This is a genomic window from Streptomyces sp. NPDC020965, from assembly GCF_044333555.1.
Taxonomy (GTDB): Bacteria; Actinomycetota; Actinomycetes; order Streptomycetales; family Streptomycetaceae; genus Streptomyces.
This window is the reverse complement of record NZ_JBIRRE010000004.1, coordinates 212,181-237,845: the sequence shown is the minus strand read 5'-3', so window position 1 is coordinate 237,845 and position 25,665 is coordinate 212,181. Positions and strand designations below refer to the sequence as shown.

The 25,665-nt window shown below is 72.2% G+C and carries 21 protein-coding genes; 13 read left to right on the top strand and 8 right to left on the bottom strand.

Annotation, left to right across the window (positions count from 1 at the left end; translation table 11 throughout):
- The first annotated feature begins 98 nt into the window (after positions 1-98).
- The 3 genes from ACH4S7_RS14840 (at position 99) to ACH4S7_RS14830 (ending at position 5,171) form a co-directional block, all read left to right on the top strand.
- The gene (locus ACH4S7_RS14840) at positions 99-2,075 is read left to right on the top strand and encodes a Xaa-Pro dipeptidyl-peptidase (RefSeq protein ID WP_398521550.1); all 1,977 of its coding nucleotides are present in this window, start codon (positions 99-101) and stop codon (positions 2,073-2,075) included.
- The gene (locus tag ACH4S7_RS14835) at positions 2,075-3,355 is read left to right on the top strand and encodes a M14 family metallocarboxypeptidase (protein WP_398521879.1); all 1,281 of its coding nucleotides are present in this window, start codon (positions 2,075-2,077) and stop codon (positions 3,353-3,355) included. The genes ACH4S7_RS14840 and ACH4S7_RS14835 overlap by 1 nt, the downstream gene beginning before the upstream one ends.
- 193 nt (positions 3,356-3,548) lie before the next feature.
- A complete protein-coding gene (locus tag ACH4S7_RS14830; RefSeq protein ID WP_398521549.1) occupies positions 3,549-5,171 on the top strand; it encodes a BCCT family transporter in 1,623 nt (540 codons plus the stop codon).
- A 451-nt stretch (positions 5,172-5,622) separates the two neighbouring features.
- On the opposite strand, the gene ACH4S7_RS14825 is transcribed toward ACH4S7_RS14830, so the two are convergent.
- On the bottom strand, positions 5,623-6,582 hold the full coding sequence (locus ACH4S7_RS14825; protein WP_398521548.1) for an FAD-dependent oxidoreductase: 960 nt from the start codon (positions 6,580-6,582) through the stop codon (positions 5,623-5,625).
- Between the two features lie 65 nt (positions 6,583-6,647).
- Between ACH4S7_RS14825 and ACH4S7_RS14820 the strand changes: the two genes are divergently transcribed.
- Together ACH4S7_RS14820 and ACH4S7_RS14815 are read left to right on the top strand one after the other, a co-directional pair.
- Positions 6,648-7,718, top strand: coding sequence for an oxidoreductase (locus tag ACH4S7_RS14820; protein ID WP_398521547.1), 1,071 nt, complete (start codon positions 6,648-6,650; stop codon positions 7,716-7,718).
- 96 nt (positions 7,719-7,814) lie between these two features.
- Complete coding sequence (locus ACH4S7_RS14815) at positions 7,815-9,452, top strand: ABC-F family ATP-binding cassette domain-containing protein (RefSeq protein ID WP_398521546.1); 1,638 nt, start codon at positions 7,815-7,817, stop codon at positions 9,450-9,452.
- Between the two features lie 48 nt (positions 9,453-9,500).
- Here ACH4S7_RS14815 and ACH4S7_RS14810 read toward each other — a convergent pair whose 3' ends face one another.
- From ACH4S7_RS14810 to ACH4S7_RS14800, 3 genes are all read right to left on the bottom strand, one after another.
- Positions 9,501-11,975, bottom strand: coding sequence for a Tex family protein (locus ACH4S7_RS14810; protein ID WP_398521545.1), 2,475 nt, complete (start codon positions 11,973-11,975; stop codon positions 9,501-9,503).
- A 143-nt stretch (positions 11,976-12,118) separates the two neighbouring features.
- Positions 12,119-12,253, bottom strand: coding sequence for an LPFR motif small protein (locus ACH4S7_RS14805; RefSeq protein WP_398521544.1), 135 nt, complete (start codon positions 12,251-12,253; stop codon positions 12,119-12,121).
- 241 nt (positions 12,254-12,494) lie between these two features.
- Positions 12,495-13,355: a hypothetical protein gene (locus ACH4S7_RS14800; protein ID WP_398521543.1), complete on the bottom strand. Its 861-nt coding sequence runs from the start codon at positions 13,353-13,355 to the stop codon at positions 12,495-12,497.
- 196 nt (positions 13,356-13,551) lie between these two features.
- On the opposite strand from ACH4S7_RS14800, the gene ACH4S7_RS14795 reads away from it, so the two are divergent.
- Positions 13,552-14,514, top strand: coding sequence for a GlxA family transcriptional regulator (locus ACH4S7_RS14795; protein WP_398521542.1), 963 nt, complete (start codon positions 13,552-13,554; stop codon positions 14,512-14,514).
- A gap of 269 nt (positions 14,515-14,783) precedes the next feature.
- The gene (locus ACH4S7_RS14790) at positions 14,784-15,422 is read left to right on the top strand and encodes a DJ-1/PfpI family protein (protein WP_398521878.1); all 639 of its coding nucleotides are present in this window, start codon (positions 14,784-14,786) and stop codon (positions 15,420-15,422) included.
- Positions 15,423-15,477: 55 nt separating this feature from the next.
- Here the strand turns inward: ACH4S7_RS14790 and ACH4S7_RS14785 are convergent, their stop codons facing one another.
- On the bottom strand, positions 15,478-16,257 hold the full coding sequence (locus ACH4S7_RS14785; RefSeq protein ID WP_398521541.1) for an enoyl-CoA hydratase/isomerase family protein: 780 nt from the start codon (positions 16,255-16,257) through the stop codon (positions 15,478-15,480).
- Between the two features lie 75 nt (positions 16,258-16,332).
- Here ACH4S7_RS14785 and ACH4S7_RS14780 point away from each other — a divergent pair, with 75 nt between their 5' ends.
- Complete coding sequence (locus tag ACH4S7_RS14780) at positions 16,333-17,028, top strand: HdeD family acid-resistance protein (RefSeq protein ID WP_398521540.1); 696 nt, start codon at positions 16,333-16,335, stop codon at positions 17,026-17,028.
- Between the two features lie 162 nt (positions 17,029-17,190).
- Positions 17,191-17,667: an ATP-binding protein gene (locus ACH4S7_RS14775; RefSeq protein ID WP_398521539.1), complete on the top strand. Its 477-nt coding sequence runs from the start codon at positions 17,191-17,193 to the stop codon at positions 17,665-17,667.
- Positions 17,668-17,701: 34 nt separating this feature from the next.
- Here the strand turns inward: ACH4S7_RS14775 and idi are convergent, their stop codons facing one another.
- From idi to galE, 3 genes are all read right to left on the bottom strand, one after another.
- Positions 17,702-18,295: an isopentenyl-diphosphate Delta-isomerase gene (gene idi, locus ACH4S7_RS14770; protein ID WP_398521538.1), complete on the bottom strand. Its 594-nt coding sequence runs from the start codon at positions 18,293-18,295 to the stop codon at positions 17,702-17,704.
- A 140-nt stretch (positions 18,296-18,435) separates the two neighbouring features.
- Entirely contained in the window at positions 18,436-19,377 is a 942-nt protein-coding gene (locus tag ACH4S7_RS14765; RefSeq protein WP_398521537.1) for a cation diffusion facilitator family transporter, read from the bottom strand.
- A 253-nt stretch (positions 19,378-19,630) separates the two neighbouring features.
- Complete coding sequence (gene galE, locus ACH4S7_RS14760) at positions 19,631-20,605, bottom strand: UDP-glucose 4-epimerase GalE (RefSeq protein ID WP_398521536.1); 975 nt, start codon at positions 20,603-20,605, stop codon at positions 19,631-19,633.
- Between the two features lie 664 nt (positions 20,606-21,269).
- Here galE and ACH4S7_RS14755 point away from each other — a divergent pair.
- From ACH4S7_RS14755 to ACH4S7_RS14740, 4 genes are read left to right on the top strand one after another with little or no spacing between them, the layout of a single operon-like run.
- Positions 21,270-23,093 (top strand): DUF5941 domain-containing protein, encoded by a 1,824-nt coding sequence (locus ACH4S7_RS14755; RefSeq protein ID WP_398521877.1) that lies wholly within the window; start codon positions 21,270-21,272, stop codon positions 23,091-23,093.
- Positions 23,090-23,836: a sugar phosphate nucleotidyltransferase gene (locus ACH4S7_RS14750; protein ID WP_398521535.1), complete on the top strand. Its 747-nt coding sequence runs from the start codon at positions 23,090-23,092 to the stop codon at positions 23,834-23,836. Before ACH4S7_RS14755 ends, ACH4S7_RS14750 begins: the two co-directional genes overlap by 4 nt.
- Positions 23,824-24,885, top strand: coding sequence for an iron-containing alcohol dehydrogenase family protein (locus ACH4S7_RS14745; protein WP_398521534.1), 1,062 nt, complete (start codon positions 23,824-23,826; stop codon positions 24,883-24,885). The genes ACH4S7_RS14750 and ACH4S7_RS14745 overlap by 13 nt, the downstream gene beginning before the upstream one ends.
- Positions 24,863-25,642 (top strand): CDP-alcohol phosphatidyltransferase family protein, encoded by a 780-nt coding sequence (locus tag ACH4S7_RS14740; RefSeq protein WP_398521533.1) that lies wholly within the window; start codon positions 24,863-24,865, stop codon positions 25,640-25,642. The genes ACH4S7_RS14745 and ACH4S7_RS14740 overlap by 23 nt, the downstream gene beginning before the upstream one ends.
- Positions 25,643-25,665: the final 23 nt, after the last annotated feature.

Sequence of the window (25,665 nt, the reverse complement as noted above, 5' to 3'; positions counted from 1 at the left end):
CCGGGCGGGGCCCCTGGGTCTCCGGGTGCGGGTGCGGCCCGTGGTGTTCCGGGTACTGCCCCCTGTCGCGGCCGGGTCGGGAACGGTACCTTCCGCCCATGCCGATACGTACGCGGGGATCCCGCTTGACGTACAGATCGATCGTGCCGGCGGCCGTGGCCGCCCTGATGGCCCTCGCGCTCTCTCCGACGACTGCGCGCGGCGCCCCCGTACAGGTGAGCGAACCCGTTCACTCGTACGAGAATGCGATCCGCGAATCCGTTTGGGTCGACACCCGGCTCGACGGTGACGGCGACGGCCGGACCGATCGGGTCGCCGTCGACATCGTCCGGCCGAGGGAACCCGCCCAGCAGGGCCGGAAGATCCCGGTGATCATGGACGCCAGTCCCTACTACGCCTGCTGCGGACGCGGTAACGAGAGCCAGCGCAAGACGTACGACGCGCAGGGCGGCCCCGTCCAGTTCCCGCTCCACTACGACAACTACTTCGTCCCCCGCGGCTACGCCTTCGCCGCGGTCGACCTCGCCGGCACCAGCCGATCCGACGGCTGTGTCGATGTCGGCGGAGTCTCCGACGTCCATTCCGCCAAGGCCGTCATCGACTGGCTGAACGGCCGGGCCAGCGGCTACACCACCCGTACCGGCACCGTACGCGCCGGGACGGACTGGACCACCGGCGACACCGCGATGATCGGCAAGAGCTACGACGGCACCATCGCGAACGGGGTCGCCGCCACCGGAGTCGAGGGCCTCAAGACGATCGTCCCCATCGGCGCCATCTCCAGTTGGTACGACTACTACTTCGCCAAGGGCGCGCCCCTCTTCGGCAGCGGGCCCGACCGGCTCGCGAACCACGTCGCGAGCCCCGCGGCCCGTCAGCGGTGCCAGGCCGTCCAGCAGCGTCTGGTCAGCGGGGCGCCGCGCACCGGCGACCGCACTCCCCTCTGGGCGGAGCGCGACCATGTGCCCGACGCCGGCAAGGTGACCGCCAGCGTCTTCGCCGTCCACGGCACCCAGGACCTGAACGTCCGCGCCAGACACGTCGGGCAGTGGTGGGACGCCCTCGCCGACGCCGGGGTGGAGCGCAAGATCTGGCTGTCGGGGACCGGACACGTCGATCCGTTCGACTTCCGGCGCGCCGAGTGGGTGAAGACCCTGCACCGCTGGTTCGACCACTATCTCCTCGGTTACGACAACGGCATCGAACGCGAACCCATGGCGGATATCGAGCGCGCCCCCGACGTGTGGTCCACCGACCGCGTCTGGCCGCCGGCCGGCACCGTGACCACCGCACTCCGGCCGGGTCGCGGCGCGGTCCCCGGAGTCGGCACGCTCTCCCTCACCCCCGCCGCCCCCGGTGTCACCGAGAGCTTCACCGACGACCGGACCTTGGGCCAAGCCGACTGGGCCGCCCTGATCGACCGGTCGACCCCGGCGAAGGCGGGCTTCATCACCCCGCCGCTCGACCGGGCGCTCCGGCTCGCCGGCTCCGGCACGGTCGATGTCACCGTCACCCCGACGACCCGCACGGCCCATCTCTCCGCCGTCCTCGTCGATCTCGGGCCCGACACCATCCGCGACTACACCGCACCGGGCGAGGGCATCACCACCCTCCCGGAGCGCACCTGCTGGGGCTCGTCCACCCCTGGTGACAGCGCCTGCTTCAAGGAGACCCGGGCCGACACCAGGGCCGTCGACCTCACCGTCTTCAGCCGGGGTTGGGCCGATCTCGGCAACCACGCCTCCGCCGACCAGGGCCGCCCGCTGACCCCCGGCAGGCCGTACACCATCACCCTCGATCTGCATGCCAACGATCATGTGGTGCCGCCGGGGCACCGGCTCGCCCTGATCGTCGCCGGCACCGATCGCGGACTGATCGAGCCGCCCGCGAACACCCCACGACTGACGGTCGACCTCGCCCGCACCACGGCGAACCTCCCCGTCGTCGGCGGCGCGTCCGCGTTCGCCGGCGCCACCACCGGGAAGGCCGTGGCGCCCCTACCCGGCCGGGTACGCCTCGACGGCGTCGCCGGTCCACGTCCCATCCACCCGATCCCGGGAGCCGACAGCCGATGATGACCCGATGGCGCACCCTCGTGCTCACGGCGACCGCCGCGGCGCTCGCCGTACCCCTGATCACCGCCCCGGCACGGGCCACCCACAGCCCGCCGCCGCGCACCGGCTTCGAGATCAGCGACGGCGCGCGGTGGACGAGTCAGCCGGAGGAACAGTCCTTCCTGGCCGCCGTCGACCGGGGCGGTGACCGGGTATCGGTCGGTCGGATCGGTACGACCAAAGAGGGCCGGCCGCTCCAACTCGTCCGGATCGGCGACCCCCGCGCGGCCACCACCGTGCTGCTGATCTGCTCCCAGCACGGCGACGAGCCGTCCGGCCGGGAGGCATGTCTCTCCACCGTCCGCGACCTTGCCCATGCCAGGGACCGGGCGACCCGCGCCCTGCTCTCCCGGACCGAGATCCTGGTCGTCCCCACCGCCAACCCGGACGGTCGCGCCGCCGACACTCGGGGCAATGCCGACAAGGTGGATATCAACCGCGACCATCTCGCCCTGCGCACCGCGGAGGCCCGGGCGCTGGCCGCTGTCGTCCGGGACCACCGCCCGGACATCGTCTACGACCTGCACGAGTACGGCGCCACCCCGCCGCAGTACGACAAGGAACTGTTCGACCTCTGGCCCCGCAACCCCAACACCGATGCCCGGGTCCACCAGGAGTCGAAGATCCTCTCCGGGGAGTACGTCCGCCCGGCCGCGCACGAGGCGGGATACAGCACCGGGACGTACGGCATCTGGACCGACCCCGCCACCGGCGAGCCCATCCGGCAGGTCGCGGGCGACGGCCAGGAGCGGATCCTCCGCAACGCCACGGGGATCAAGAACGCGGTGGGACTCCTCATCGAGAGCCGGGTCGATGCCCTGACGGCGGCGGAGAAGGCGGATGAGGCGCTGAACAACCGGCGCCGGGTGCACAGCCAACTCGCCGCGCTCGAAGGGCTGTTTGCGTTCACCGGGGAGCGGCGGTCACGGATCGAGGCGGCGACCACGGCGGCTCGGCTCGCCGGCTTCCTGGACCGCGGACCGGTCTATCTGGGCGGCGCCGACAACGATCCGCCGACGCCGGACGAGACCCTCACCGACCCGCCGTGCGGCTACCGTCTTGACGCCGCCCAGTTCGCGGATGTAAAGGACGAGCTGGCTCTGCACGGGGTGGTGGCGCGACACGACGGTGACGGTGCGTTCGTACCGTTGCGTCAATCCCAGCGGAAACTGGTCCCGCTGCTGCTGGACGCCCGTGCGGCCTACCATCTGACAAAGGCACAAACCGTTACCGCCTGTTGACCTTCGTGATGTGCATGACCTGTGGTAGTGGGTAGCGGAAGCACACAGCAGCGTCATTTCGCTCGTTCCGCGCAACCCCTGAAAGGTGCCACGCGTGTCGCACGAAGAACAACCGGGTGACCGGGGAGCACGGCCGGAAACGGCCAAGGTCTCCGGTCACCCTCAGGAGATTGGGCGCCCTTCGACGGACCGCGTGGTCTTCGGAGTCACCGCCGTCCTGACCCTCGCCTTCGTGGTCTGGGGCACGGTCGCCACCGATGCCCTGGAGGACATCTCCAGCTCCATGCTGAACGGGCTCATCCACAACGGTGGCTGGGCCTTCGTCCTCGCCGCGTCCGCCTTCGTGGTCTTCGCCCTCTGGCTCGCCATCAGCCGCTACGGCAAGATCCCGCTCGGCCGCGAGAACGAGGGCCCGGAGTTCCGTACGGTCTCCTGGGTCGCGATGATGTTCAGCGCCGGAATGGGCATCGGCCTGATGTTCTACGGGGTGAGTGAGCCGCTCGCCCACTACATGTCGCCGCCACCGGGCACCGACCCCGCAGACTCGTCGGACGCCATGGCCACCGCCATGGCCACGACGCTCTTCCACTGGACCCTCCACCCGTGGGCGATCTACGCCGTCGTCGGGCTCGCCATCGCGTACAGCACCTTCCGGCGCCGCCGGCGGCAGACCATCAGCGCCGTCTTCGTGCCCCTGATCGGCAAGCGGCACGCGTACGGGGGTGTGGGTCGGGTCATCGACATCCTGGCGATCTTCGCCACGCTCTTCGGCTCCGCCGCCTCCCTCGGGCTCGGCGCCCTCCAGATCGGCAGCGGCTTCACCGAGCTGGGCTGGCTGGACAAGGTTGGCACCGGACTGCTCGTCAGCATCATCGCCGTGCTGACCGTGGCGTTCGTGGTCTCCGCCGTCTCCGGTGTGGAGAAGGGCATCCAGTGGCTCTCCAACACCAACATGGTGCTGGCGCTGGTGCTCGCCCTCTTCGTCTTCGTCGTCGGTCCCACCGTCATCGTGCTCGATCTGCTGCCGACGTCGATCGCCTCCTACTTCGGTGAACTGCCGCAGCTCGCGGGCCGTACGGAGGCCACCGGCGGCGAGGGCGTCGCCGACTGGCTGGGTAGCTGGACGGTCTTCTACTGGGCCTGGTGGATCTCCTGGACGCCGTTCGTCGGCATGTTCATCGCCAGGATCAGCCGGGGGCGGACGATCCGGCAGTTCGTCGGCGGCGTCATCCTGGTGCCGAGCAGTGTCAGCCTGGTCTGGTTCGCGGTCTTCGGCGGCACGGCGATGAAGCTCCAGGAGGGCAAGCAGCTCGGCGGTGAGACCACCCCCGAGGGCCAGCTCTTCGCGGTGCTCCAGCAGTACCCGATGGCGACGGTCATGAGCCTGCTGGTCATGGTGCTCGTCGGCATCTTCTTCGTCTCGGGCGCGGACGCCGCGTCCGTCGTGATGGGCACGCTCTCCCAGAAGGGCACCTTCGAGCCGACCAGGCTCGTCGTCGTGTTCTGGGGTGTGGTGACCGGTGCGGTCGCCGCGATCATGCTGCTGATCGGGAACGGCAAGGGCGACGCACTGGCCGGACTCCAGAATCTGACGATCCTGGTCGCCGCGCCCTTTGTGGTCGTGATGGTGGGCATGTGCGTGGCGCTCATGCGCGACCTGCGGCACGACCCGCTGATCGTCCGGGGTGAGATGGGCGCCGAGATGGTGGAGTCGGCGATCATCGCGGGCCATGAGCAGTACGACGGGGACTTCGAGATCCGCATCGGGCCCGGGGCCGGACCGGACGACGACCGGAATCCGGTGGAGCCGAAGTGATCCCGGGGCGGCGGGGCCGGCCATCGGGCCGCCCCCGCCGCCCCCCGGCGCCGGGAGGGCGGGCCGGCTTCGCCCAGCCGCCAGCCGCCAGCCGCCAGCCGCCAGCCGGGGGCCGGGGGGCCGGGGGCCCCGGCCCGCCGCGCCGCGCTGGTCGGTGGCCCTTCAGTGGACCGGTACCGGTGTTCCGGATCACCTGTGTTCCCGCGTCGGCCGGTGACCTTCAGTGGATCGGCGCCCGTGCTTCCGACCACCCGTGCCCCGGATCACCCGCGCTCCCGCCCCGGCCGGTGACCCTTCAGCGGACCGGCACCCCTGCTCCGGCCCCCCTGCTTCCGGCCACCTGCCCTCCCGCGTCGGTCGGTGACCTTCGGCGGTCCGGTATCCGCACCCCGGGCCACCCGTGCTCCCGCGCCGGGGCGGGAGCACCCGCGCGGGCGCGCGCCGCGCGCCTTCAGCGGTCCGGCACCAGTGCCGCCGCCGCCCGCGCACACCCCCAGGCGACCGTCACCCCCGCGCCCCCGTGGCCGTAGTTGTGCACCAGCAGCCCGCCGTCCGGCCGGTGCTCGGCCGCGATCCGGACCCCGGCCGGCCGAGCCGGGCGCAGACCCACCCGGTGGGCCAGCACCCGGGCCCCCGCGACCTCCGGACGGATCCGGGCGCACCGTGCCACGATCGCCGCCGCCGTCGCCGGGTCGGGCTCCGTCCGTTGATGCCCTTCCTCTGCCGTGCCGCCGAGTATCAGCCGGCCCGGCTGCGGCAGGAGATAGGTCGTCTCGCTCGACGCGCCGTCGGCGCTGACGAACCACTCCTCGACCCCCGGGTTCTCCACCACGACCAGTTGGCCCCGGACCGGTACCAGACCCTCGTCCGGCACCAGCTCCCGCGCCGCGAGGCCCGCGCAGTTCACCACCGTCCGCGCCGTCGCCGCCGCCTCCGCGAACGAGGCCACCGCGCGGAGCTCCACCGTGCCGCCCGCCGCCTCCAGCCGCTGCCGCAGCCACCCGAGGTGGGCCGGCATGTCAACCAGCGGCACCCGCGCCCACACCCCCTCCATGTGTCCGGGCGGCAACTCGTCGGCCCGCGCGTCCCGCACTCCGTCCAGCCGCGCCGACCACGGCCCGAGACCCGACCGGCGCGAGCCCTCCATCACCCCCGCGACGAGTCGCACCCCCGTCTCGCCGGGGCGCTCGGCGAACTCCTCGTACACCCGCAGGGTTGCCGTCGACCACTCCCCGACCAGCTCCTTCGGCTCGATCCGATAGGGCCACCACAGTCCGCCGGCGACCGACGACGTCGTCTCCGTCGCCTCCTCCCGTGTCCATACGCGCACCCGAAGACCGCGCTCCGCCAGCACCACGGCGGTCACCAGCCCGCTGACCCCGCCCCCCACCACGATCACGTCGACACCCATACGGCGACGGTAGCGAACGCCGCGCGGTGCCACGGAAGGACGGAACCGGCGGAGATACTCAGGACATGTCTGCCGAGTACGCGACCTTCGGGCTGGCGCCGGCGATGCGGGCCGGGGGAGTCCTCGCGAGTGGCGCCTGTCAGACGCACCGGGACTTCATGGACTTCATCGTCGACGGGAAGCCCCTCCTCTTCCAGCTCTGTGACCTGGACGCGGTCTCCCCGCTGGCCTCCGACGTACCCCCGGCGATCCTCCTGGCCGAGGTGCGCACCCTGCTGCTGGACACGCCCACCCGGCTGGCCGGCGGGCGGTGCGTGATCTACGCCTGTCCCGAGTGCCAGTCCCTGGAGTGCGGCGCGGTGACGGCGGTCATCGAGCGCGACGGCGCCGACATCGTCTGGCGGGACTTCGCCTGGCAGACGGCTGACCACGCCGATCTGGAGCTGAACGGCTATCACGGCCTGGGACCGTTCCGGTTCCGCGCGGACGCCTACCGCGCCACCCTGGAACGGCTGCTCACCAACCTCACCGACCTCGCAGACATCACCGACGCGGTGGCGGCGGGCTGGGCCCCGCCCCGCAGCCGCCGGGCGCTGCTGATCGGCGCCAGGGTGGCCGTGCTCGCCAGACTGGCCGCGGCCCTGCGCTCCATCGGGATCGGCGCGGACATCAGCCGGGACGCCCGCCGGGTGTCCGCCACCGAACTCCGCGCCTACGGCGCCGTCGCCTTCGGGCGGGCGGTCGACGAGCCGGCGCGCGCCGCCGTGCGCGCCGCCTTCGACGCGGTCGGTGCCGAGGTGGCGTACGTGGACGGGCTCGCCCCGATCATTCCGGTACTGGTGGCCCAGATCGAACACGCCCTGGACCGCAACCCGCCGGAGCGCCGTCGGCTCACCACCCTGACGGCACACGACGGTCGGGCCCTGGTGGAGGTCGCCTCGACCTGTCAGGTGCGACTCCTCGCCTACCGCCTCGACCGGCTGTACCGCACCCGCGAGCGGTCCGTGTTCGCCGGCACGCTGGAGCCGGGGGAGCACCGGATTCCGCTGGACGACCGGGTGGTCGGGGGCCGGTCCTTCCTGGTGGCCCGCACTCTGGAGAACGTGCTGGTCACCCCGGTGACACAGGAACTCTGACCAGGGCCGTGGCGCACCGCCCCCCGGCCGCCGGCGGACGGACGTGTGCACCGCCCCCCGGCCGCCCGCAGTGGAGGCTCTAGGATCGTCAGTCTGATGACTGCCACTCTCGTCGCCAAGGATCTCGCCGCAGGACACGGCGACCGCTCGCTCTTCACCGGACTCGACCTCGTCGTCGCGCCCGGTGACGTGATCGGTCTCGTCGGTGTCAACGGGGCCGGAAAGTCCACCCTGCTCCGACTGCTGGCCGGGGTGGACCGGCCCGAGAGCGGTGAGCTGAGGCTCTCGCCGCCGGGCGCGTCCGTCGGCCATCTCCCGCAGGAGCCGGAGCGCAGGCCCGGCGAGACCGTACGCGAGTTCCTCGCCCGCCGCACCGGTGTCGCCGCCGCCCAGACCACCATGGACGAGGCGACCCAGGCGCTGGTGGACGGCGCCCCCGGCGCCGACGACGCCTACGCCACCAGCCTGGAGCGCTGGCTCGGGCTCGGCGGCGCCGATCTCGACGAGCGTGCCGCCGACGTCGCCGCGACGCTCGGGCTGACCGTCGGCCTCGATCTGCCGATGACCGCGCTCTCCGGCGGCCAGGCCGCCCGCGCCGGTCTCGCCTCCCTCCTCCTCTCCCGCTACGACGTCTTCCTGCTGGACGAGCCCACCAACGACCTCGACCTGGACGGCCTGGAACGGCTGGAGACCTTCGTCAAGGGGCTGCGCGCGGGTACCGTCGTCGTCAGCCACGACCGCGAGTTCCTCACCCGGACGGTCACCAAAGTCCTCGAACTCGATCTGGCCCAGCAGGAGATCACCCTCTACGGCGGTGGTTACGCGGCCTATCTGGAGGAGCGGGAGACCGCCCGGCGCCACGCCCGTGAGGAGTACGACGCGTACGAGGGCAAGAAGTCCGCCCTCGAAGGCCGCGCCCAGATGCAGCGCTCGTGGATGGACAAGGGCGTCAAGAACGCCCGTCGCAAGGCGACCGACAGTGACAAGCTCGGCCGGAAGTTCCGCAGCGAGGCGAGCGAGAAGCAGGCCGCCAAGGCCCGGCAGACCCAGCGCATGATCGAACGCCTGGACACGGTGGACGAGCCCCGCAAGGAGTGGGAGCTGCGGATGGAGATCGCCGCCGCCCCGCGCTCCGGCTCGGTCGTGGCGACCCTGCGTCAGGCCGAGGTCCGGCGCGGCGACTTCCACTTCGGGCCCGCTTCGCTTCAGATCGACTGGGCCGACAAGGTCGCCATCACCGGCGCCAACGGCTCCGGGAAGTCGACCCTCCTGGCCGCCCTGCTGGGCCGGCTGCCGCTTGACTCCGGCCATGCCGCACTCGGCTCGGGCGTCGTCGTCGGCGAGGTCGACCAGGCCCGCGGGCTCTTCCACGGCCCCGAGGCCTTGCTCGACGCCTTCTGCGCGGCCGTCCCGGAGACCGAACCGGCCGAGGTCCGCACCCTGCTGGCCAAGTTCGGCCTCAAGGCGGCACATGTGCTGCGCCCGGCGACCACCCTCTCCCCGGGCGAGCGGACCCGGGCCGCGCTGGCACTGCTCCAGGGGCGGGGCGTCAATCTCCTCGTACTCGACGAGCCGACGAACCACCTGGACCTGCCCGCGATCGAACAGCTGGAGTCGGCGCTCGACGCCTACACGGGCACACTGCTGCTGGTGACACACGACCGCCGGATGCTGGACGCGGTGCGCACCACCCGCCGTGTCGAGGTGGCGGACGGAAAGATCACCGAGAGCTGATCCCGGCGACCGGGGCGGGGGCGCTCGACGGCCCCCGCCCCGGTCCGCTCAGCGCCGCTTGTCGGGACCCGTCAGGCCCGCGCGGCGCAGCGCATCGGCCATCGCGCTGTTCGCCGGGGGCGGGGTCTGCCGTCCGCCGCCCTGCCGGCGCTCGCCACCACGCCCGCCGGTGCCGCTCTGCTGACGCCCCGCCCCGCCGTTCTGCCGAGGCGCGCCGCCACCCTGCCCGGCGCCCTGGCCGCCGTTCTGTCGAGCCGGGCCACCGGCCTGTCCGCCACCGCCCTGCCCGCCGCGCTGGCGGGGCCGTCCGCCCCGGTCACCGCGCTCGGGGCGGTCCTGGCCCTCCTGGGGGGCGGCCTCGTCCTCCAGTCGCAGCGTGAGCGAGATCCGCTTGCGCGGGATGTCGACTTCGAGGACCTTCACCTTCACCACGTCGCCCGGCTTCACCACATCGCGCGGGTCCTTGACGAAGGTCCGCGACATCGCCGACACATGGACCAGACCGTCCTGGTGGACACCGATGTCCACGAACGCGCCGAACGCCGCCACATTGGTGACCACGCCTTCGAGGATCATCCCGGAGTCGAGATCGCCGATCTTCTCGACACCCTCCTTGAAGGTGGCGGTCCTGAAGGCGGGCCGCGGGTCGCGCCCCGGCTTCTCCAGCTCACGCAGGATGTCCGAGACCGTCGGCAGTCCGAAGGTCTCGTCCACGAAGTCGTCGGCGCGCAGCGAGCGCAGCGCTCCGGGGTTGCCGATCAGCGTGGCGACCTCGCCACCCGCCGTCTTCACCATGCGGCGCACCACCGGATATGCCTCCGGGTGCACGCTGGACGCGTCCAGCGGGTCGTCGCCGCCCCGGATGCGCAGGAAGCCCGCGCACTGTTCGTACGCCTTCGGGCCGAGCCGGGCCACATCCTTCAGGGCGCGGCGGGACCGGAACGGGCCGTTGGTGTCCCGGTGGGTGACGATGTTCTCGGCGAGGCCAGCACTGATGCCGGAGACCCGGGAGAGCAGCGGCGCGGACGCGGTGTTGACGTCCACACCGACGCCGTTGACGCAGTCCTCGACCACGGCGTCCAGGGAGCGGGAGAGCTTCACCTCGGAGAGGTCGTGCTGGTACTGCCCCACCCCGATGGACCTGGGGTCGATCTTGACCAGCTCGGCGAGCGGGTCCTGGAGCCGGCGGGCGATGGAGACCGCGCCGCGCAGTGAGACGTCCAGCTCGGGCAGCTCCTGTGAGGCGAACGCGGAGGCGGAGTACACGGAGGCGCCCGCCTCCGAGACCATCACCTTCGTGAGATTCAGCTCCGGGTGCCTGGTGATGAGTTCACCGGCGAGCTTGTCGGTCTCGCGGGACGCCGTGCCGTTGCCGATGGCGACCAGGTCGACGGAGTGCTCGCGGGCCAGCCCGGCCAGGGTCGCCAGCGACTCGTCCCACTTCTTCGCCGGCACATGGGGATGGATGGTGTCGGTGGCGAGGACCTTGCCGGTCGCGTCGACGACGGCCACCTTCACCCCCGTACGGAAGCCGGGGTCCAGGCCCAGCGTGGCGCGGGTCCCGGCCGGGGCGGCGAGCAGCAGGTCCCGCAGATTGGCCGCGAAGACCCGCACCGCCTCGTCCTCGGCGGCGGTGCGCAACCGTAGGCGGAGATCGATCCCGAGGTGCACCAGGACGCGGGTGCGCCAGGCCCAGCGGACGGTGTCGACGAGCCATTTGTCGCCGGGGCGACCGCGGTCGGCGACGCCGAAGCGGTGGGCGATGGTGCCCTCGTACGACGAGGGGCCCTCGGTCGCCTCCTCCGGCTCCAGCACGAGATCGAGCACGTCCTCCTTCTCGCCGCGGAGCATGGCCAGCACCCGGTGCGAGGGCAGATCGGTGAACGGCTCGGCGAAGTCGAAGTAGTCGGCGAACTTCGCGCCCGACTCCTCCTTGCCGTCCCGCACCTTCGCCGCCAGCCGCCCGCGCGTCCACATCCGCTCGCGCAGCTCGCCGATGAGGTCGGCGTCCTCGGAGAACCGCTCGGTGAGGATCGACCGGGCGCCGTCCAGGGCAGCGGGGGCGTCCGCCACGCCCTTCTCCGCGTCCACGAAGGCCACGGCGGCGGTGAGCGGCTCCACCGACGGATCCGTCAGCAGCCCCTCGGCGAGCGGCTCAAGACCGGCCTCGCGGGCGATCTGCGCCTTGGTCCGCCGCTTGGGCTTGAACGGCAGGTAGATGTCCTCCAGGCGGGCCTTGGTGTCGGCGGCCCGCAGGCGCGCCTCCAGCTCGGCGTCGAGCTTCCCCTGGTCGCGGACGGACTCCAGGATCGCGGTCCGCCGCTCCTCCAGCTCCCGCAGATAGCGCAGCCGCTCCTCCAGCGTGCGCAACTGCGCGTCGTCGAGCGTCTCGGTCGCCTCTTTGCGGTAGCGCGCGATGAACGGCACGGTCGACCCGCCGTCGAGCAACTCGACGGCCGCCTTGACCTGTCGCTCCCGTACGCCGAGCTCTTCGGCGATCCTGCCTTCGATGGACGTGGTCACGGTTTCCCGACTCGCCTTCTGCTGCTGGCTGTGCTTGCGACTGCATTGTGCCGGGTGGCTGCGGAATATGTCGCCCGCCTGTGGATAAGTCGCCCGTACACCGCCCCGGACACCGGAGCCCAGCGAGATCCAGCAGGAGGGCCTCAGGCGCGGCGGGTGCGTCGGCCGCCGCCTGAGGCCCCGCCGAAGAGCCGGGCGAGCAGCCGGAACGGCAGGGTGACGATGGTGGCGACGGTGGAACCGACCATGCGGAGCGCGTCCGCTACGGCACGGAACATAAGGGGCCTCCTGAAATCGACGGGATGTCCCGGACCGGGTTGCCGCCCGACGCCGGGACAAACCCCTCGTGCTCCTTCGGCCCCCGGCCACCCGGGGCACCGTGAGGGCCGGACCGGGAGACCCCGACGGCCCCCCGGCCCGGACCTGAGGCGAGCCCGGCCCCTGAGGCGAGCCCGGCCCTTGCGCCCCGGCCGTCCCGGAACCGGCCGTCCCGGAACCGGTCAGGCGCAGTTCACACCGTCACTCCTTGCCGATCAGGTCCGCGGGGAACGCTCCCGCCCCGGCCGCCTTCACCAACAGCTCCCGCCCCAGCTCGGTCAGCCGCTCCACCCCAGCCGCGCCCAGGTGTTGGTACGGCGCCCGGTCCAGACGGTCCGTCAGGAGCTCCAGGTCCGAACGGAGCCGTATGCCGTCCGCCGTCAGCGCACCCTCCGCGTCCAGCACGCCGCGCTCCCGGAGCCGGGCCTGCGCGGCGTCCCAGTCGGACTGCTGCCAGCCACGGGTGGAGAGCACCCAGTGCGGTGTCATGCCCCTGCCGGTGGCGGTGTGGCTCACCAGCGCCTCCAGCGGGTCCAGTTCCAGCGTCAGCAGCGCCGAGACATGCCCGTCGCCCCGGTGCTCGCGCAGCAGGGTCGTGGCGTACCAGTACGCCAGGTGGGGTTCGGCGGGTACGGGCAGCTCGGCGTGGGCCGCGTACAGGGGACGGGCCTGCGGGGCGCACGCCTCGGTCGCGCGCAGGGCGAGCCGGGCGGCCTCCGCCAGCTCGGGGGAGTCGATCACCTCGGCGCCCAACAGCCGCCGCAGCGTGCTGTCCACGGCCCGCAGTCGGGCCCCCACGATGGCCGCGGGTGACGCGGTCGCCCACACCGACGGCACCAGCCGGGCGATCATCTCCGGGTTGAAGTTGTAGAAGGCCGCGGCGACGGCGCCCGGCCCCACCGCCCCCATCGCGGCGGCCCGGGAGGCGACATAGACGGCGTCGGGCTCGTCAACGCCGATCGCGGAGAGCTCCTTCGGTAGATCGGGCGAGAAGTAGACCGTCGCGTGCAGCGGGTCGAGGACGTGGTGACAGCGTCGGGCCGTAGCGGTCTCGGAAGTCATATGCCGCAGCCTACGTACCGACCGGTAGGGAGAGAAGGGGTAGCAGTACCGACCGGTAGGGCAATGGAGGCGTGGCGGAACCGAACGGTCCGACGGAAACGGCAACGGTTTCGCGGGGTACGGCGGGGCTGGGGTGGCAGGAAAGGTGGGAATCTCGTCATTGCGGCCATCGACGCCACCGCGAAAGATGGCTGACATGACCGAGCGAAGCATCCTCGTCGTCCTCTACGACGGCGTACAGAGCCTCGATGTGACCGGCCCCGTCGAGGTGTTCGCGGGCGCCGACCACGTCACCGGGAACCCGGCCGCCTATCCGCTGCGCACCGCGTCGCCCGACGGCGCGCCGGTCCGCACCACCAGCGGCCTCACTCTCGTCCCCGACACCTCGCTCGCCGATGCGCCGCGCCCGCACACGCTGCTCGTCCCCGGGGGCGGGGGCCCGCTCGGCCCCGACCCCGTACTCATCGACTGGCTCCGCGAGCACGGGCCGCACCCCGAACGCCTCGTCTCCGTCTGCACCGGATCGCTGCTGCTCGCCGAGGCCGGGCTGCTCGACGGCCATCGGGCCACCACCCACTGGGCCTCCTGCGACGAGATGGCCAGGGACTACCCCCGGGTCCTGGTGGAACCCGACCCGATCTTCGTACGGGACGGCAGGATCGCCACCTCGGCGGGTGTCACCGCGGGCATCGATCTGGCGCTCGCCCTGGTCGAGGAGGACTACGGCCGGGAGGTCGCCCTCACCATCGCCCGCTATCTGGTCGTCTTCCTCCGGCGCCCGGGGAGCCAGGCCCAGTTCAGCGCCCAGCTCGCCGCCCAGACCGCGCGCCGCGAGCCGCTGCGGGAGGTCCAGCACTGGGTGACCGAACACCCCGGCGACGATCTGTCCGTCGAAGCGCTGGCCGCCCGCGCCCGGCTCTCCCCGCGCCACTTCGCCCGCGCCTTCCAGGCCGAGACCGGGACGACACCGGGCCGGTATGTGGAGCGGGTGCGGCTGGAGCACGCGCGGCGGCTGCTGGAGGAGACCACCGACGGCGTCGAGGAGATCTCCCGCGCCATCGGCTACGGCACCCCCGAGGCGCTGCGCCGCCTCTTCCTGAAGACCCTCGGCACCTCGCCGGCGGAGTACCGCCGCCGCTTCCACGCCCCCCTCGGCTGACCCCTCCGCCAGGGAGACCGCCCCCCCTCGGCCGACCGCCACCAGGAGACCAAGAGCCCGCTCGGCCGACTTGTCAGCCGGGGACCAAGAGCCCGCTCGGCCGGCGCCTCCGCCGAGGGAGGACCGCGCGCGCCTGAGCCCGGGGCGCCGCACCCGAACCACCTCCACACCGCCCGAATCCCGGGCCGTCCGACCCATCCGACCCATCCGACCCGACCGAGAGGAACCCCATGTCCGAGAACACCCCTGCCCAGCCCGCCACGGCCCCCGTGCGGATCGCCGTACTGCTCTTCGACGGCTTCACCACCCTCGACGCGATCGGCCCCTACGAGACCCTCAGCCGGCTCCCGGAGGCCGAGACGGTCTTCATCGCGAAGGAGCGCGGTCCGGTCCGCGGCGACCAGGGCTCCCTCGCCCTCGTTGCGGACCGGACCCTCGCCGAGGTCACCGACCCGGACATCGTGCTGGTGCCCGGTGGACCCGGCTCCGACCTCGCCATGCGGGACGAGACGATCCTCGACTGGCTGCGTTCCGCGGACGCCACCAGCACCTGGACCACCTCCGTCTGCACCGGTTCACTCGTCCTCGCCGCGGCCGGGCTGCTCACCGGCCGCCGCGCCACCTCGCACTGGCTCGCCCTGGACACCCTGGAGGGGTTCGGCGCGCGTTCGACGGGCGAGCGTGTCGTCTTCGACGGCAAGTACGTCACCGCGGCCGGCGTCTCGTCCGGCATCGACATGGGGCTGTCGCTGTTGGGCCGGATCGCCGGCGACACCTTCGCCCAGACCATCCAGCTCCTGACGGAGTACGACCCCGAGCCGCCGTACGACGCCGGCTCGCCCGACAAGGCCCCGGCCGAGATCGTCGCCGCCCTGCGGAATGAGCACGCGACGGTCTTCCGGGCCTGACCGGGCCTGACCGGGCATATCCGGGCCGGGCCGGCCGACCCACCAGCCGCCCCGCTCACACCGTCCAGGTGAACCGGGGCGGGCGCCGCTCCAGAAAGGCGGCGACACCCTCCGCGGTGTCGCCGCCCGCGCGCGCCTGCTCAGCCGCCCGCTCCGCCCAGTAAGCCTCCCGGTCGGCCCGGCCCGTCACGAACTCCTTGGCGGCCGCCTGGGTGAGCTGCGAGCGCGCGGCGACGATCCGGGTGAACTCGGCAACCCGCTTGCCCAGTTCGTCGCCGGCGAGCACCTCGTCCACGAGCCCCGTGCGCAGCGCCCGTTCCGTATCGATCAGCTCGCCGGTGAACAGGAGGTACTTCGCGGCCGACGGGCCCACCAGCGAGACCAGCCGCCGGGTCGAGGAGGCCGGGTAGACGATGCCCAGCTTCGCCGGCGTCACCCCGAAGAGTGCGTCGGCCGCCGCGAACCGTAGATCGCAGGCGGCGGCGAGCTGACAGCCGCCCCCGACGCAGTAGCCGCGCACGGCCGCGAGCGTCGGCTTCGGGAACGCGGCAAGAGCGTCCTCCGCCCGTACGGACAGTGCCTGTGGCGACTCGCCCGGCTCCCGCAGCGACGAGATGTCGGCGCCGGCGCAGAAGGTCTCCCCGTCGCCGGTGAGCACCAGCGCGCGGACGGTCGGATCGCCCGCGAGCCGCCCGAGCAGCTCCGGCAGCGACCGCCACATCGCCGCCGTCATGGCGTTGCGCTTGGCGGGATTGCTGATGACGACGGTGGCGACCCCGTCCGCGACGGTGTGGGTCACCCGGGGCCGGTGCGCCGCGAGGGCTGGCGTCTCCATGCGCCGGATGCTATCCGCCCGGCCCGGACCTACGATCAAGAAGGGGTACCAGGGGGGTGCGGCGAGGAGGAGACGATGGCCGGTACCACTCAGGAGCCCCGGCGGCTGAAGCGCGGATTCGGGGTGCTGGCCGCCCTCGGCGTGATCCTCGTCCTCGCCGGAATCGTCGGTCTCGTCTACACCGGGCTCGCCACCCTGACCTCCATGCTGCTCTTCGGCTGGCTGCTGCTGCTCGGCGGCGTGGTCGGTCTGGTGCACGCCGTCCAGTCCCGGGGCAGTGACTTCTTCTGGTTGGCCGTGGTGGTCGCGGCGCTGAACATCGCGGCCGGTGTGGTCGTCATCCGACACCCCGAGGGCTCGGCGGAGGCACTGACCCTGTTCGCCGCGCTGCTCTTCCTGACCGGTGGTCTCTTCCGGCTGGTGGGCAGTCTGGTGGTACGGGGTCCCCAGTTCGGCTGGACCCTGGTGCAGGGCGCCTTCGGTCTGCTGCTGGGCATTCTGGTGCTCGGCAACTGGCCGGAGAGCAGCCGTTACGTCCTGGGGCTCTTCTTCTCGCTGGCACTGCTCTTCGACGGCCTCGGGCTGATCGCCATCGGTGTCGGCGGCCGGCAGATCGTCGGAATGGTCGCGCCGCCCGAGGGGCGGTCGGGCAGGGCGGGAAGGCACGGCACACCGGGCACGGCGCGGGCACCGGGCGAACCGGGCACACCCCGCGATCCGCAGGGTCCGGGCGCACCGGGCGGAACAGCCGGCCCCGGCCCCGGGCCCTGAGGGCGTCAGGACCGGTCGTACAAACGTCGCTGTCACGCACTCCACGGTCAAAAGGTGTCGATTGCTGCTGACTTCTGTTCAATATCGCGGACCGGACCGGCCCACTGCCAACACTGATTACTCGACGGTCAGTGACAGCCGAGCCGAGGGTGGTACCGGACTATGGAGAGCCGCGGGAGCGTCCCGGCCCGGCCACTGTCGTACGAGGGCGTCTGGCGGTTCACCGCCCCCTCGGTCGACGTCTCCGTACCCCGCGCCCGGCACGCCGTGCGCGATCTCCTGTGCCGCCAGGGCGTACCCGTGCGCGACGACATCGTCCAGAGCCTGCTGCTGATCGTCTCCGAGCTGGTCACCAACGCCGTCCGGCACGCGGCGCTACTCTCGCCCGAGCTGGGCCTGGAGGTCGCCGTACGCGCCGGGCGGATCCGGGTGTCCGTGGAGGACTGCCACCCGTACCGGCCATCGGCGCTTGAGCTCGACCGCGGCCAGACCGGCGGCCGGGGGCTGCTCCTCGTCCGGGAGATCACCCGGGAGGCCGGCGGGCGCTACGACATCGAGCAGACCGCCATCGGCGGGAAGGTCGTCTGGGCCGAGCTGCCGCTCCGCCCGGCCCACGGCGGCGGTACCGCGCCCCGCTGAGGCCCGCCGCCGTGCTGTCGTACCGCCCGGGGGGTCACCAGCCGCCGGACGGGCCCGTCAGCTCCCTGATCGCCGGGCGGGCGGCGTCCAGCACCGTCATGAACCACGCCGAGAACGGTCCCGCCGCGTGCCGCGCGGCCAGTTCCTCGGGAGTGACGAAGACCGTCTCGCCGACCTCCTCCGGATCCGGCAGCGGCGCGCCCTGCGCCAGCCCGACGAAGAGGTGGTTGTACTCCTGCTCCACCAGCCCCGAGTCCGGGTCCGGATGGTTGTAGCGGACCGTGCCCGCCTCAGCGAGCAGCGAGGGCGAGATCCCCAGCTCCTCGTGCGTGCGCCGGGCGGCGGCGGCGAAGGGTGCCTCACCGGGGTAGGGGTGCCCGCAGCAGGTGTTCGACCAGACGCCGGGGGAGTGGTACTTCCCGAGTGCCCGGCGCTGGAGCAGCAGCCGCCCCCGCTCGTCGAAGAGAAACACGGAGAACGCCCGGTGCAGCCGGCCTGGCGCCTGATGGGCCGACAGCTTCTCGGCGGTGCCGATGGTGTTGCCGTCTTCGTCGACCAGTTCGAGCAGAATCGTTTCGGGTGTGCCGCTCGACGTACTGTTCGTGGCGGTGGCGGGTGAGGTCGGCATAACCATCCTTCGCTGTGGTCCTCGGCGCCCTGAGGGCCCTGCCCAGTCTGCCGCACGCGAGCGGCTAGTCCGCACTTCGGCGGCCCTGGGCATGTCCCCGGGCCGCCGGTGCGGGGTGCCCGGGGTGCCCCGGACGGCCCTCAGTGGCAGAGCCGGGCCTCGTGCGACGCATGCCCGACCGGCTCCAGTTGGAAGGTGCAGTGTTCGACGTCGAAGTGCGAGCCGAGGCAGCCCTGGAGATCGTGCAGTATCCGCTCGTGCCCGACCGTGTCCAGGGTGTCCTGGCTCACCACCACATGCGCGGAGAGCACCGGCATCCCGGAGGTGATCGTCCAGGCGTGCAGGTCGTGGACGTCCTCCACCCCCGGCAGAGCCACTATGTGCGCCCGTACCTCGGCCATGTCCACACCCTTGGGCGCGGCCTCCAGTAGGACGTTCAGGGTCTCCCGCAGCAGTTTCACGGTGCGCGGCACGATCATCGCGCCGATCACCAGTGACGCGATCGGGTCCGCGGCCTGCCATCCCGTGGTGAGGATGATCGTGGCCGAGACCAGCACCGCGACCGAGCCGAGCGCGTCGTTCAGCACCTCCAGATACGCCCCGCGCACATTGAGGCTCTCCTTCTGGCCGCGCATGAGCAGCGAGAGGGAGACCACATTGGCGACCAGACCGACCAGGGCGAAGACGATCGTCAGCCCGCCGTTCGTCTCGGCCGGGGTGACGAACCGCTGCACCGCCTCGTACAGCACGAAGCCGCCGACGCCGAGCAGCAGAAGACAGTTGGCGAGCGCGGCCAGGATCTCGGCCCGGGCGAAGCCGAAGGTGCGGTTGGTGCTGTACGGCCGGTTGGCGAAGTGGATGGCCAGGAGCGCCATCCCGAGACCGACCGCGTCCGTTGCCATGTGGGCGGCGTCGGCGACCAGGGCGAGCGATCCGGTGACCACACCGCCGACGATCTCCAGGACCATCACGCTCACCGTGATGACCAGCGCGACGCGCAGCCGCCCCCGGTAGGCGGCGGCTGCGGTGCCCGTCGGTGGCGGTCCGCCGTGCGTGTGTCCGTGGTCGTGCCCTGCCCCCATGGCTGATGCCTCCCAGCGCGTCGAAAAGCCTCGGAACCCGTTCCGAGGGCTCTCGGAACGATCTGTCCGCGACCCCAGTGAACTACTGGTGGGGGGTATGGGCAACACGGCACTGAACACCGTTGTCATGTTGTCTGACCTGCGGAAACGATCCGCAGGTCAGGAGTGGTGAAGGATCATTCCGCCCTCGTTCGGCCGACCGGAGCAGCCGGTGTGGGTCCCCCCGCCGGCTGCTCCGGCCGGCCCGCGGCGGTCAGCCTGATGCCGGGCGGTGCGCGCGCCACCCCTCCCACGCCGACTCGACCATTTCGCGCACCCCGCGCGAGGCCCGCCATCCCAGCTCCGCACCGATCAGCTCGACCGACGCCACCGCCTTCGCCGCGTCGCCCGGCCGGCGCGGCTCCACGACCGGCGCCGCCCCGTACCCCGTGACCTCGCCCACCAGATCGGCCAGCTCGCGCACCGAGACACCGGTCCCGCGCCCGATGTTCACCGTCAGATCCCCGGCCGCCCCCGCCGCCAGCCGGCGAGCCACCGCGAGGTGCGCGTCGGCCAGATCGGCGACATGGATGTAGTCCCGGACACAGGTGCCGTCCGGGGTCGGATAGTCGTCGCCGAAGATCCGCGGCGCCTCCCCCCGGGTGATCCGGTCGAAGAACATCGGGATGATGTTGAACACCCCGGTGTCCGCCAGCTCGGGACGGGCCGCGCCCGCCACGTTGAAGTAGCGCAGACAGGCCGTCGACAGCCCATGGGCCCGGCCCGTCGCCCGCACCAGCCACTCACCGGCCAGCTTGGTCTCGCCGTACGGATTGATCGGCACACAGGGCGCCGACTCCGGGATCAGCTCCAGCTCCGGGACGCCGTAGACCGCCGCCGACGACGAGAACAGGAATCGGGGCACCCCGGCCGCCACGACGGCCTCCAGCAACACGGTCAGACCGTGCACGTTCTCCCGGTAGTAGGTCAGCGGTTCGGCCACCGACTGCCCGACCTGCTTCTTCGCCGCGAGGTGCACCACACCCGTGACCCCGTACCGGGCGAACGTACGGTCCAGGAGATCCCGGTCCGACACCCGACCGGACACCAGCGGGACCCCCTCCGGCAGCCGCTCCCCGACGCCCGACGACAGGTCGTCGACCACGACGACCTGCTCGCCCGCCCCCACCATGGCCCGCACGACATGCGCGCCGATATATCCCGCTCCGCCTGTGATCAACCAACTCATGCGCTTCACTCTAGGTCGCGTCTTCAGAGTCCCGTCTGTCTGCCGTGCCCCGGCCTGCGCGCCCCCCAGGCCCTGTCCGGGCGATCTTGTCGGGCCCGCGACGGACTGGCTACGGCACGTCCCCACGGCCCTTGGGGGCCTGGGGAGGCCCCATGCCTCGGCCCTTGGGGGCCTGGGGAGGCCCCATGCCTCGGCCCTTGGGGGCCTGGGGAGGCCCCATGCCACGGCCCTTGGGGGCCTGGGGAGGCCCCATGCCTCGGCCCTTGGGGGCCTGGGGAGGCCCCATGCCTCGGCCCACGGGGCCTGGGACCCCCACCCTGCGTTGTCGTCGGTCGCCTATGCTCCGCATGGGCTCCCTCCTCCGCCTCGGGACTGCACGCACCAGACCCCGCCAGCCCCGCCCTCCGGGCGGACGACGCTCCTTTGAAGGCGCTCCCTGGGCACGGTTTGTGGGTGGGGGCGTTGATCGACAATGATGATCTCCAGGCGGGAGGGGTGACCCTTCCGAGGGCCCCGCCGTGCCCATCGGGCCGGGTACAGCCAGTGAACTCCCGCCCGGGCGCATCCGATAGCCTCTGCCGAAGTCTCCGCCGACGAGCCACCGCCCGCGCACGGGCCGGGGCCGCCGCGTACCCACACCCTCGGTTCCAAGGAGTGAGTTCGTCTGTCGACCGCCATCGTCACCGGTCCGCCCGTACCCGGATCGTCGCTTGAGGGCGATCTGCGGTCGCTGGGCTTCGACGTACGGGTCTCCCCGGGAGCCACCGAGACCGCCGCGCTCCTCGCGGACGTCCCGGCCACCGAACGCGTCGCCGTCGTGGACGCCCGCTTCGTCGGCCACGTCCACTCGCTCCGGCTCGCCCTGACCGACCCCCGCTTCCCGCTGGCGGCCGTGCCCGGTGCGCTGACGGCCCAGCCGGAGGCGCGGGAAGCGCTCTCCCGCGCCCTGACCACCGTCGCCGGCCCGGCCGGGGACCCGGTCACCGGAATCGCCCTCGCCGCCACCACGATCCTCCCCGACACCGTCGCCGATGCGCTCGACGCCGCGGGCGACGCCCCGCACCGGCCCGAGCTGGGGTCGCTCGTGGCGACCGTGCCCGCCGACCCCCAGGCCCGCAACGAGGCCCGCCAGGCCGTCGCCGCCGTGGACGACGAGGCCGTACGGCTCCGCTCCGCGGTGAAGGCCCGCGACGGCTTCTTCACCACCTTCTGCATCAGCCCCTACTCGCGGTACCTCGCCCGCTGGTGCGCCCGCCGCGGCTTCACCCCCAACCAGGTCACCACCGCGTCCCTGGTCACCGCGCTGATCGCGGCAGCCGCCGCAGCCACTGGCACCCGCGGCGGATTCATCGCGGCCGGCGTCCTGCTGCTCTTCTCCTTCGTCCTGGACTGCGCCGACGGACAGCTCGCCCGCTACTCCCTCCAGTACTCCACGATGGGCGCCTGGCTCGACGCCACCTTCGACCGGGCCAAGGAGTACGCCTACTACGCGGGGCTCGCCCTGGGCGCGGCACGCGGCGGCGACGACGTGTGGGCGCTGGCGCTCGGTGCGATGGTGCTCCAGATCTGCCGCCATGTCGTGGACTTCTCCTTCAACGAGGCCAACCACGACGCCGTCTCCAACACCAGCCCCACCGCCGCGCTCTCCGACAAGCTCGACAGCGTCGGCTGGACGGTCTGGGTGCGCCGGATGATCGTGCTGCCCATCGGTGAGCGCTGGGCCATGATCGCGGTGCTCACCGCCGTCGCCACCCCGCGGATCGTCTTCTACGCGCTCCTCATCGGCTGCGGCTTCGCCGCCGCCTACACCACGGCCGGCCGGCTGCTGCGCTCGCTGACCCGGCGGGCGACCCGGACCGCGCGCGCGGCGCGGGCCCTGGCGGACCTCGCGGACTCCGGCCCGCTCGCCGAGGCCATCGCCCGCGCGACCGGTCCCGCCGTCCGCGGGCTGCCCGCCCTGGCCCCCCCGCTGATCGCGCTGCTCGGCGGCGCCGCACTGGTGAGCGCCGCGGCGTTCAGCGACTACGGCTCCTTCGTGCCCGTCCTCGCGGCCGCCGGCTACGCCCTCACCTCCGGCCTCGCCGTCGCCCGCCCCCTCACGGGCTCCCTCGACTGGCTCGTCCCCCCGGTCTTCCGCGCGGCCGAGTACGGCACGATCCTGGCGCTCGCCGTCCGCGCCGACGAGCCGGGGGCGCTGCCCGCGGCCTTCGGACTGGTCGCGGCCGTCGCCTACCATCACTACGACACGGTGTACCGCATCCGCGGCGGTACGGGCGCGCCCCCGGCCTGGCTGGTACGGGCGATCGGCGGACACGAAGGCCGGATCCTGGTCGTCGCACTGCTGGCCGCCCTGGTCACCGCCACCGACTTCCGTCTCGCGCTGACGGCCCTCGCGGTCGTCGTCGCCCTCGTGGTGCTGGTGGAGAGCATCCGCTTCTGGGTGTCCTCCGGGGCGCCCGCCGTACATGACGAAGGAGAACCCGCATGATCGGCCTCGTACTGGCAGCCGGTGCCGGACGGCGTCTTCGCCCCTACACCGACACGCTTCCGAAGGCCCTCGTGCCCCTGGCGGACGGCGACGGCGCCAGAACCGTCCTCGACCTCACCCTGGCGAACTTCGCCGAGATCGGCCTCACCGAGGCCGCCATCGTCGTCGGCTACCGCAAGGAGGCCGTCTACGAACGCCAGGCGGCCCTGGAGGCCACGTACGGCATCAAGCTCACCCTCGTCGAGAACGACAAGGCGGAGGAGTGGAACAACGCCTACTCGCTGTGGTGCGCCCGTGAGGTCCTGAAGCGGGGCGTCATCCTCGCCAACGGCGACACGGTCCACCCGGTCTCGGTCGAGCGCGCCCTGCTGGCCGCGCGCGGCGAGGGCCGGAAGATCATCCTCGCCCTCGACACGGTGAAGCACCTCGCCGACGAGGAGATGAAGGTCATCACCGAGGACGGCCTCGGCGTGCGCCGGATCACCAAGCTGATGGACCCGGCGACCGCCACCGGTGAGTACATCGGGGTCACCCTGATCGAGCCGGAGGCCGCCGTGGAGCTGGCCGACGCGCTGCGGACCACCTTCGAGCGCGACCCCGACCTCTACTACGAGGACGGCTACCAGGAGCTGGTCAACCGCGGTTTCACCGTGGACGTGGCCCCCATCGGAGACGTCCCCTGGGTGGAGATCGACAACCACGACGATCTCGCGAAGGGCCGGGAGATCGCGTGCCTGTACTGACCCGGCTCATCCCGTCGCCGGTCGTCGTCGACATCCGGCCCGGGGCACTGGACGATCTGGTCGACCTCCTGGCCGACCAGCGGATCTCCAGCTCCGGCCGGCTCGCCTTCGCGATCAGCCGCGGCTCCGGACAGGCGCTGCGGGAACGGCTCGCGCCCGCCCTGCCGGGCGCCGACTGGTACCCCGTCGCCGACGGCACCCTCGACTCCGCCGTCCAGCTCGCCGACGACATCAAGGGCAAGCGGTACGACGCGGTCGTCGGCCTCGGCGGCGGCAAGATCGTGGACGTGGCGAAGTACGCGGCGGCCCGCGTCGGGCTGCCGATGGTCGCCGTCGCCACCAACCTGGCCCACGACGGCCTCTGCTCCCCGGTCGCCACCCTCGACAACGACAACGGCCGGGGCTCCTACGGGGTCCCCACGCCGATCGCCGTCGTCATCGATCTCGATGTGGTCCGCCGGGCCCCGGTCCGCTACGTGCGCTCCGGCATCGGCGACGCGGTCTCCAACATCTCCTGCGTCGCCGACTGGGAGCTGTCCCACCGGATCACCGGCGAGTCCATCGACGGCCTGGCCGCCGCCATGGCCCGCCAGGCCGGCGAGGCCGTGCTGCGGCACCCCGGGGACATCGGCGACGACGCCTTCCTCACCGTGCTCGCGGAGGGACTGGTCCTGACCGGCATCTCCATGTCGGTGGCCGGCGACAGCCGGCCGGCGTCCGGCGCCTGCCACGAGATCAACCACGCCTTCGACCTGCTCTACCCGGGACGCTCGGCGCCCCACGGCGAGCAGGTCGGACTCGGGGCCGCCTTCGCGATGCATCTGCGGGGCGCCCACGACCAGGCACACCTCTTCACCGATGTGCTGCGCCGCCACGGCCTGCCGGTCCTGCCCGACGAGATCGGGTTCTCCACGGAGGAGTTCGTCCGAGCCGTGGAGTACGCACCGCAGACCCGTCCCGGCCGTTTCACCATTCTTGAGCACCTTGACCTCACCACCGATCAGATCAGGGACGCGTACGCCGACTATGCCAAGACCATCCGTAGCTGAACTCCGTCCGGTCGTTCATCCGGAGGGAGTGAAGGACCGGCGCAGCGGCGAGCACTGGGCCGGGCGCCTTTACATGCGCGAGATCTCCCTCCATATCGACCCGTATCTGGTGAACACCAGAATCACCCCCAACCAGCTCACCTACCTGATGATCGTCGTGGGTGTGCTGGGTGGCGCGGCGCTGTTGATCCCGGGGTTGACCGGCGCGGTCCTCGCGGTCGTCCTCTTCCAGATCTATCTGCTGCTGGACTGCGTGGACGGCGAGGTCGCCCGCTGGCGCGGCCAGACCTCCATCACCGGTGTCTATCTCGACCGGGTCGGCCACTACCTCTGCGAGGCGGCGCTGCTGATCGGCTTCGGCGTCCGCGGCGCCGATGTCTTCGGCGACGGCGGCCCCGAGTGGCTCTGGGCCTTCCTCGGCACCATCGCCGCGCTCGGCGCGATCCTGATCAAGGCCGAGACCGACCTGGTCGACGTGGCCCGGCAGCGCAGCGGACTGCCCGCCGTCAAGGACGAGGCATCCGTGCCCCGCTCCTCCGGTCTGGCGCTCGCCCGGCGCGCCGCCGCCGCGCTCAAGTTCCACCGGCTCGTCGGCGGTATCGAGGCCAGCCTCTTCATCCTGGCCGCGGCCGTGCTCGACCTGGTCCAGGGCGATCTGTTCTTCACCCGTCTCGGCATCGCGATCCTGGCCGGTATCGCCGTCGTCCAGACACTGCTGCACCTGGTGTCGATCCTCGCCTCCAGCAGGCTGAAGTGACGGCCGCCCCGAGGCTCGGCGCG

What these genes read in the sequence shown, in the direction of transcription:
- ACH4S7_RS14840 (WP_398521550.1), top strand. Translation starts at nt 99, where the DNA reads ATGCCGATACGTACGCGGGGATCCCGCTTGACGTACAGATCGATCGTG.
- ACH4S7_RS14835 (WP_398521879.1), top strand. Translation starts at nt 2,075, where the DNA reads ATGACCCGATGGCGCACCCTCGTGCTCACGGCGACCGCCGCGGCGCTC.
- ACH4S7_RS14825 (WP_398521548.1), bottom strand. Translation starts at nt 6,582, where the DNA reads ATGGGTGTCGACGTGATCGTGGTGGGGGGCGGGGTCAGCGGGCTGGTG.
- ACH4S7_RS14820 (WP_398521547.1), top strand. Translation starts at nt 6,648, where the DNA reads ATGTCTGCCGAGTACGCGACCTTCGGGCTGGCGCCGGCGATGCGGGCC.
- ACH4S7_RS14815 (WP_398521546.1), top strand. Translation starts at nt 7,815, where the DNA reads ATGACTGCCACTCTCGTCGCCAAGGATCTCGCCGCAGGACACGGCGAC.
- ACH4S7_RS14805 (WP_398521544.1), bottom strand. Translation starts at nt 12,253, where the DNA reads ATGTTCCGTGCCGTAGCGGACGCGCTCCGCATGGTCGGTTCCACCGTC.
- ACH4S7_RS14800 (WP_398521543.1), bottom strand. Translation starts at nt 13,355, where the DNA reads ATGACTTCCGAGACCGCTACGGCCCGACGCTGTCACCACGTCCTCGAC.
- ACH4S7_RS14795 (WP_398521542.1), top strand. Translation starts at nt 13,552, where the DNA reads ATGACCGAGCGAAGCATCCTCGTCGTCCTCTACGACGGCGTACAGAGC.
- ACH4S7_RS14785 (WP_398521541.1), bottom strand. Translation starts at nt 16,257, where the DNA reads ATGGAGACGCCAGCCCTCGCGGCGCACCGGCCCCGGGTGACCCACACC.
- ACH4S7_RS14780 (WP_398521540.1), top strand. Translation starts at nt 16,333, where the DNA reads ATGGCCGGTACCACTCAGGAGCCCCGGCGGCTGAAGCGCGGATTCGGG.
- ACH4S7_RS14775 (WP_398521539.1), top strand. Translation starts at nt 17,191, where the DNA reads ATGGAGAGCCGCGGGAGCGTCCCGGCCCGGCCACTGTCGTACGAGGGC.
- idi (WP_398521538.1), bottom strand. Translation starts at nt 18,295, where the DNA reads ATGCCGACCTCACCCGCCACCGCCACGAACAGTACGTCGAGCGGCACA.
- ACH4S7_RS14765 (WP_398521537.1), bottom strand. Translation starts at nt 19,377, where the DNA reads ATGGGGGCAGGGCACGACCACGGACACACGCACGGCGGACCGCCACCG.
- galE (WP_398521536.1), bottom strand. Translation starts at nt 20,605, where the DNA reads ATGAGTTGGTTGATCACAGGCGGAGCGGGATATATCGGCGCGCATGTC.
- ACH4S7_RS14750 (WP_398521535.1), top strand. Translation starts at nt 23,090, where the DNA reads ATGATCGGCCTCGTACTGGCAGCCGGTGCCGGACGGCGTCTTCGCCCC.
- ACH4S7_RS14740 (WP_398521533.1), top strand. Translation starts at nt 24,863, where the DNA reads ATGCCAAGACCATCCGTAGCTGAACTCCGTCCGGTCGTTCATCCGGAG.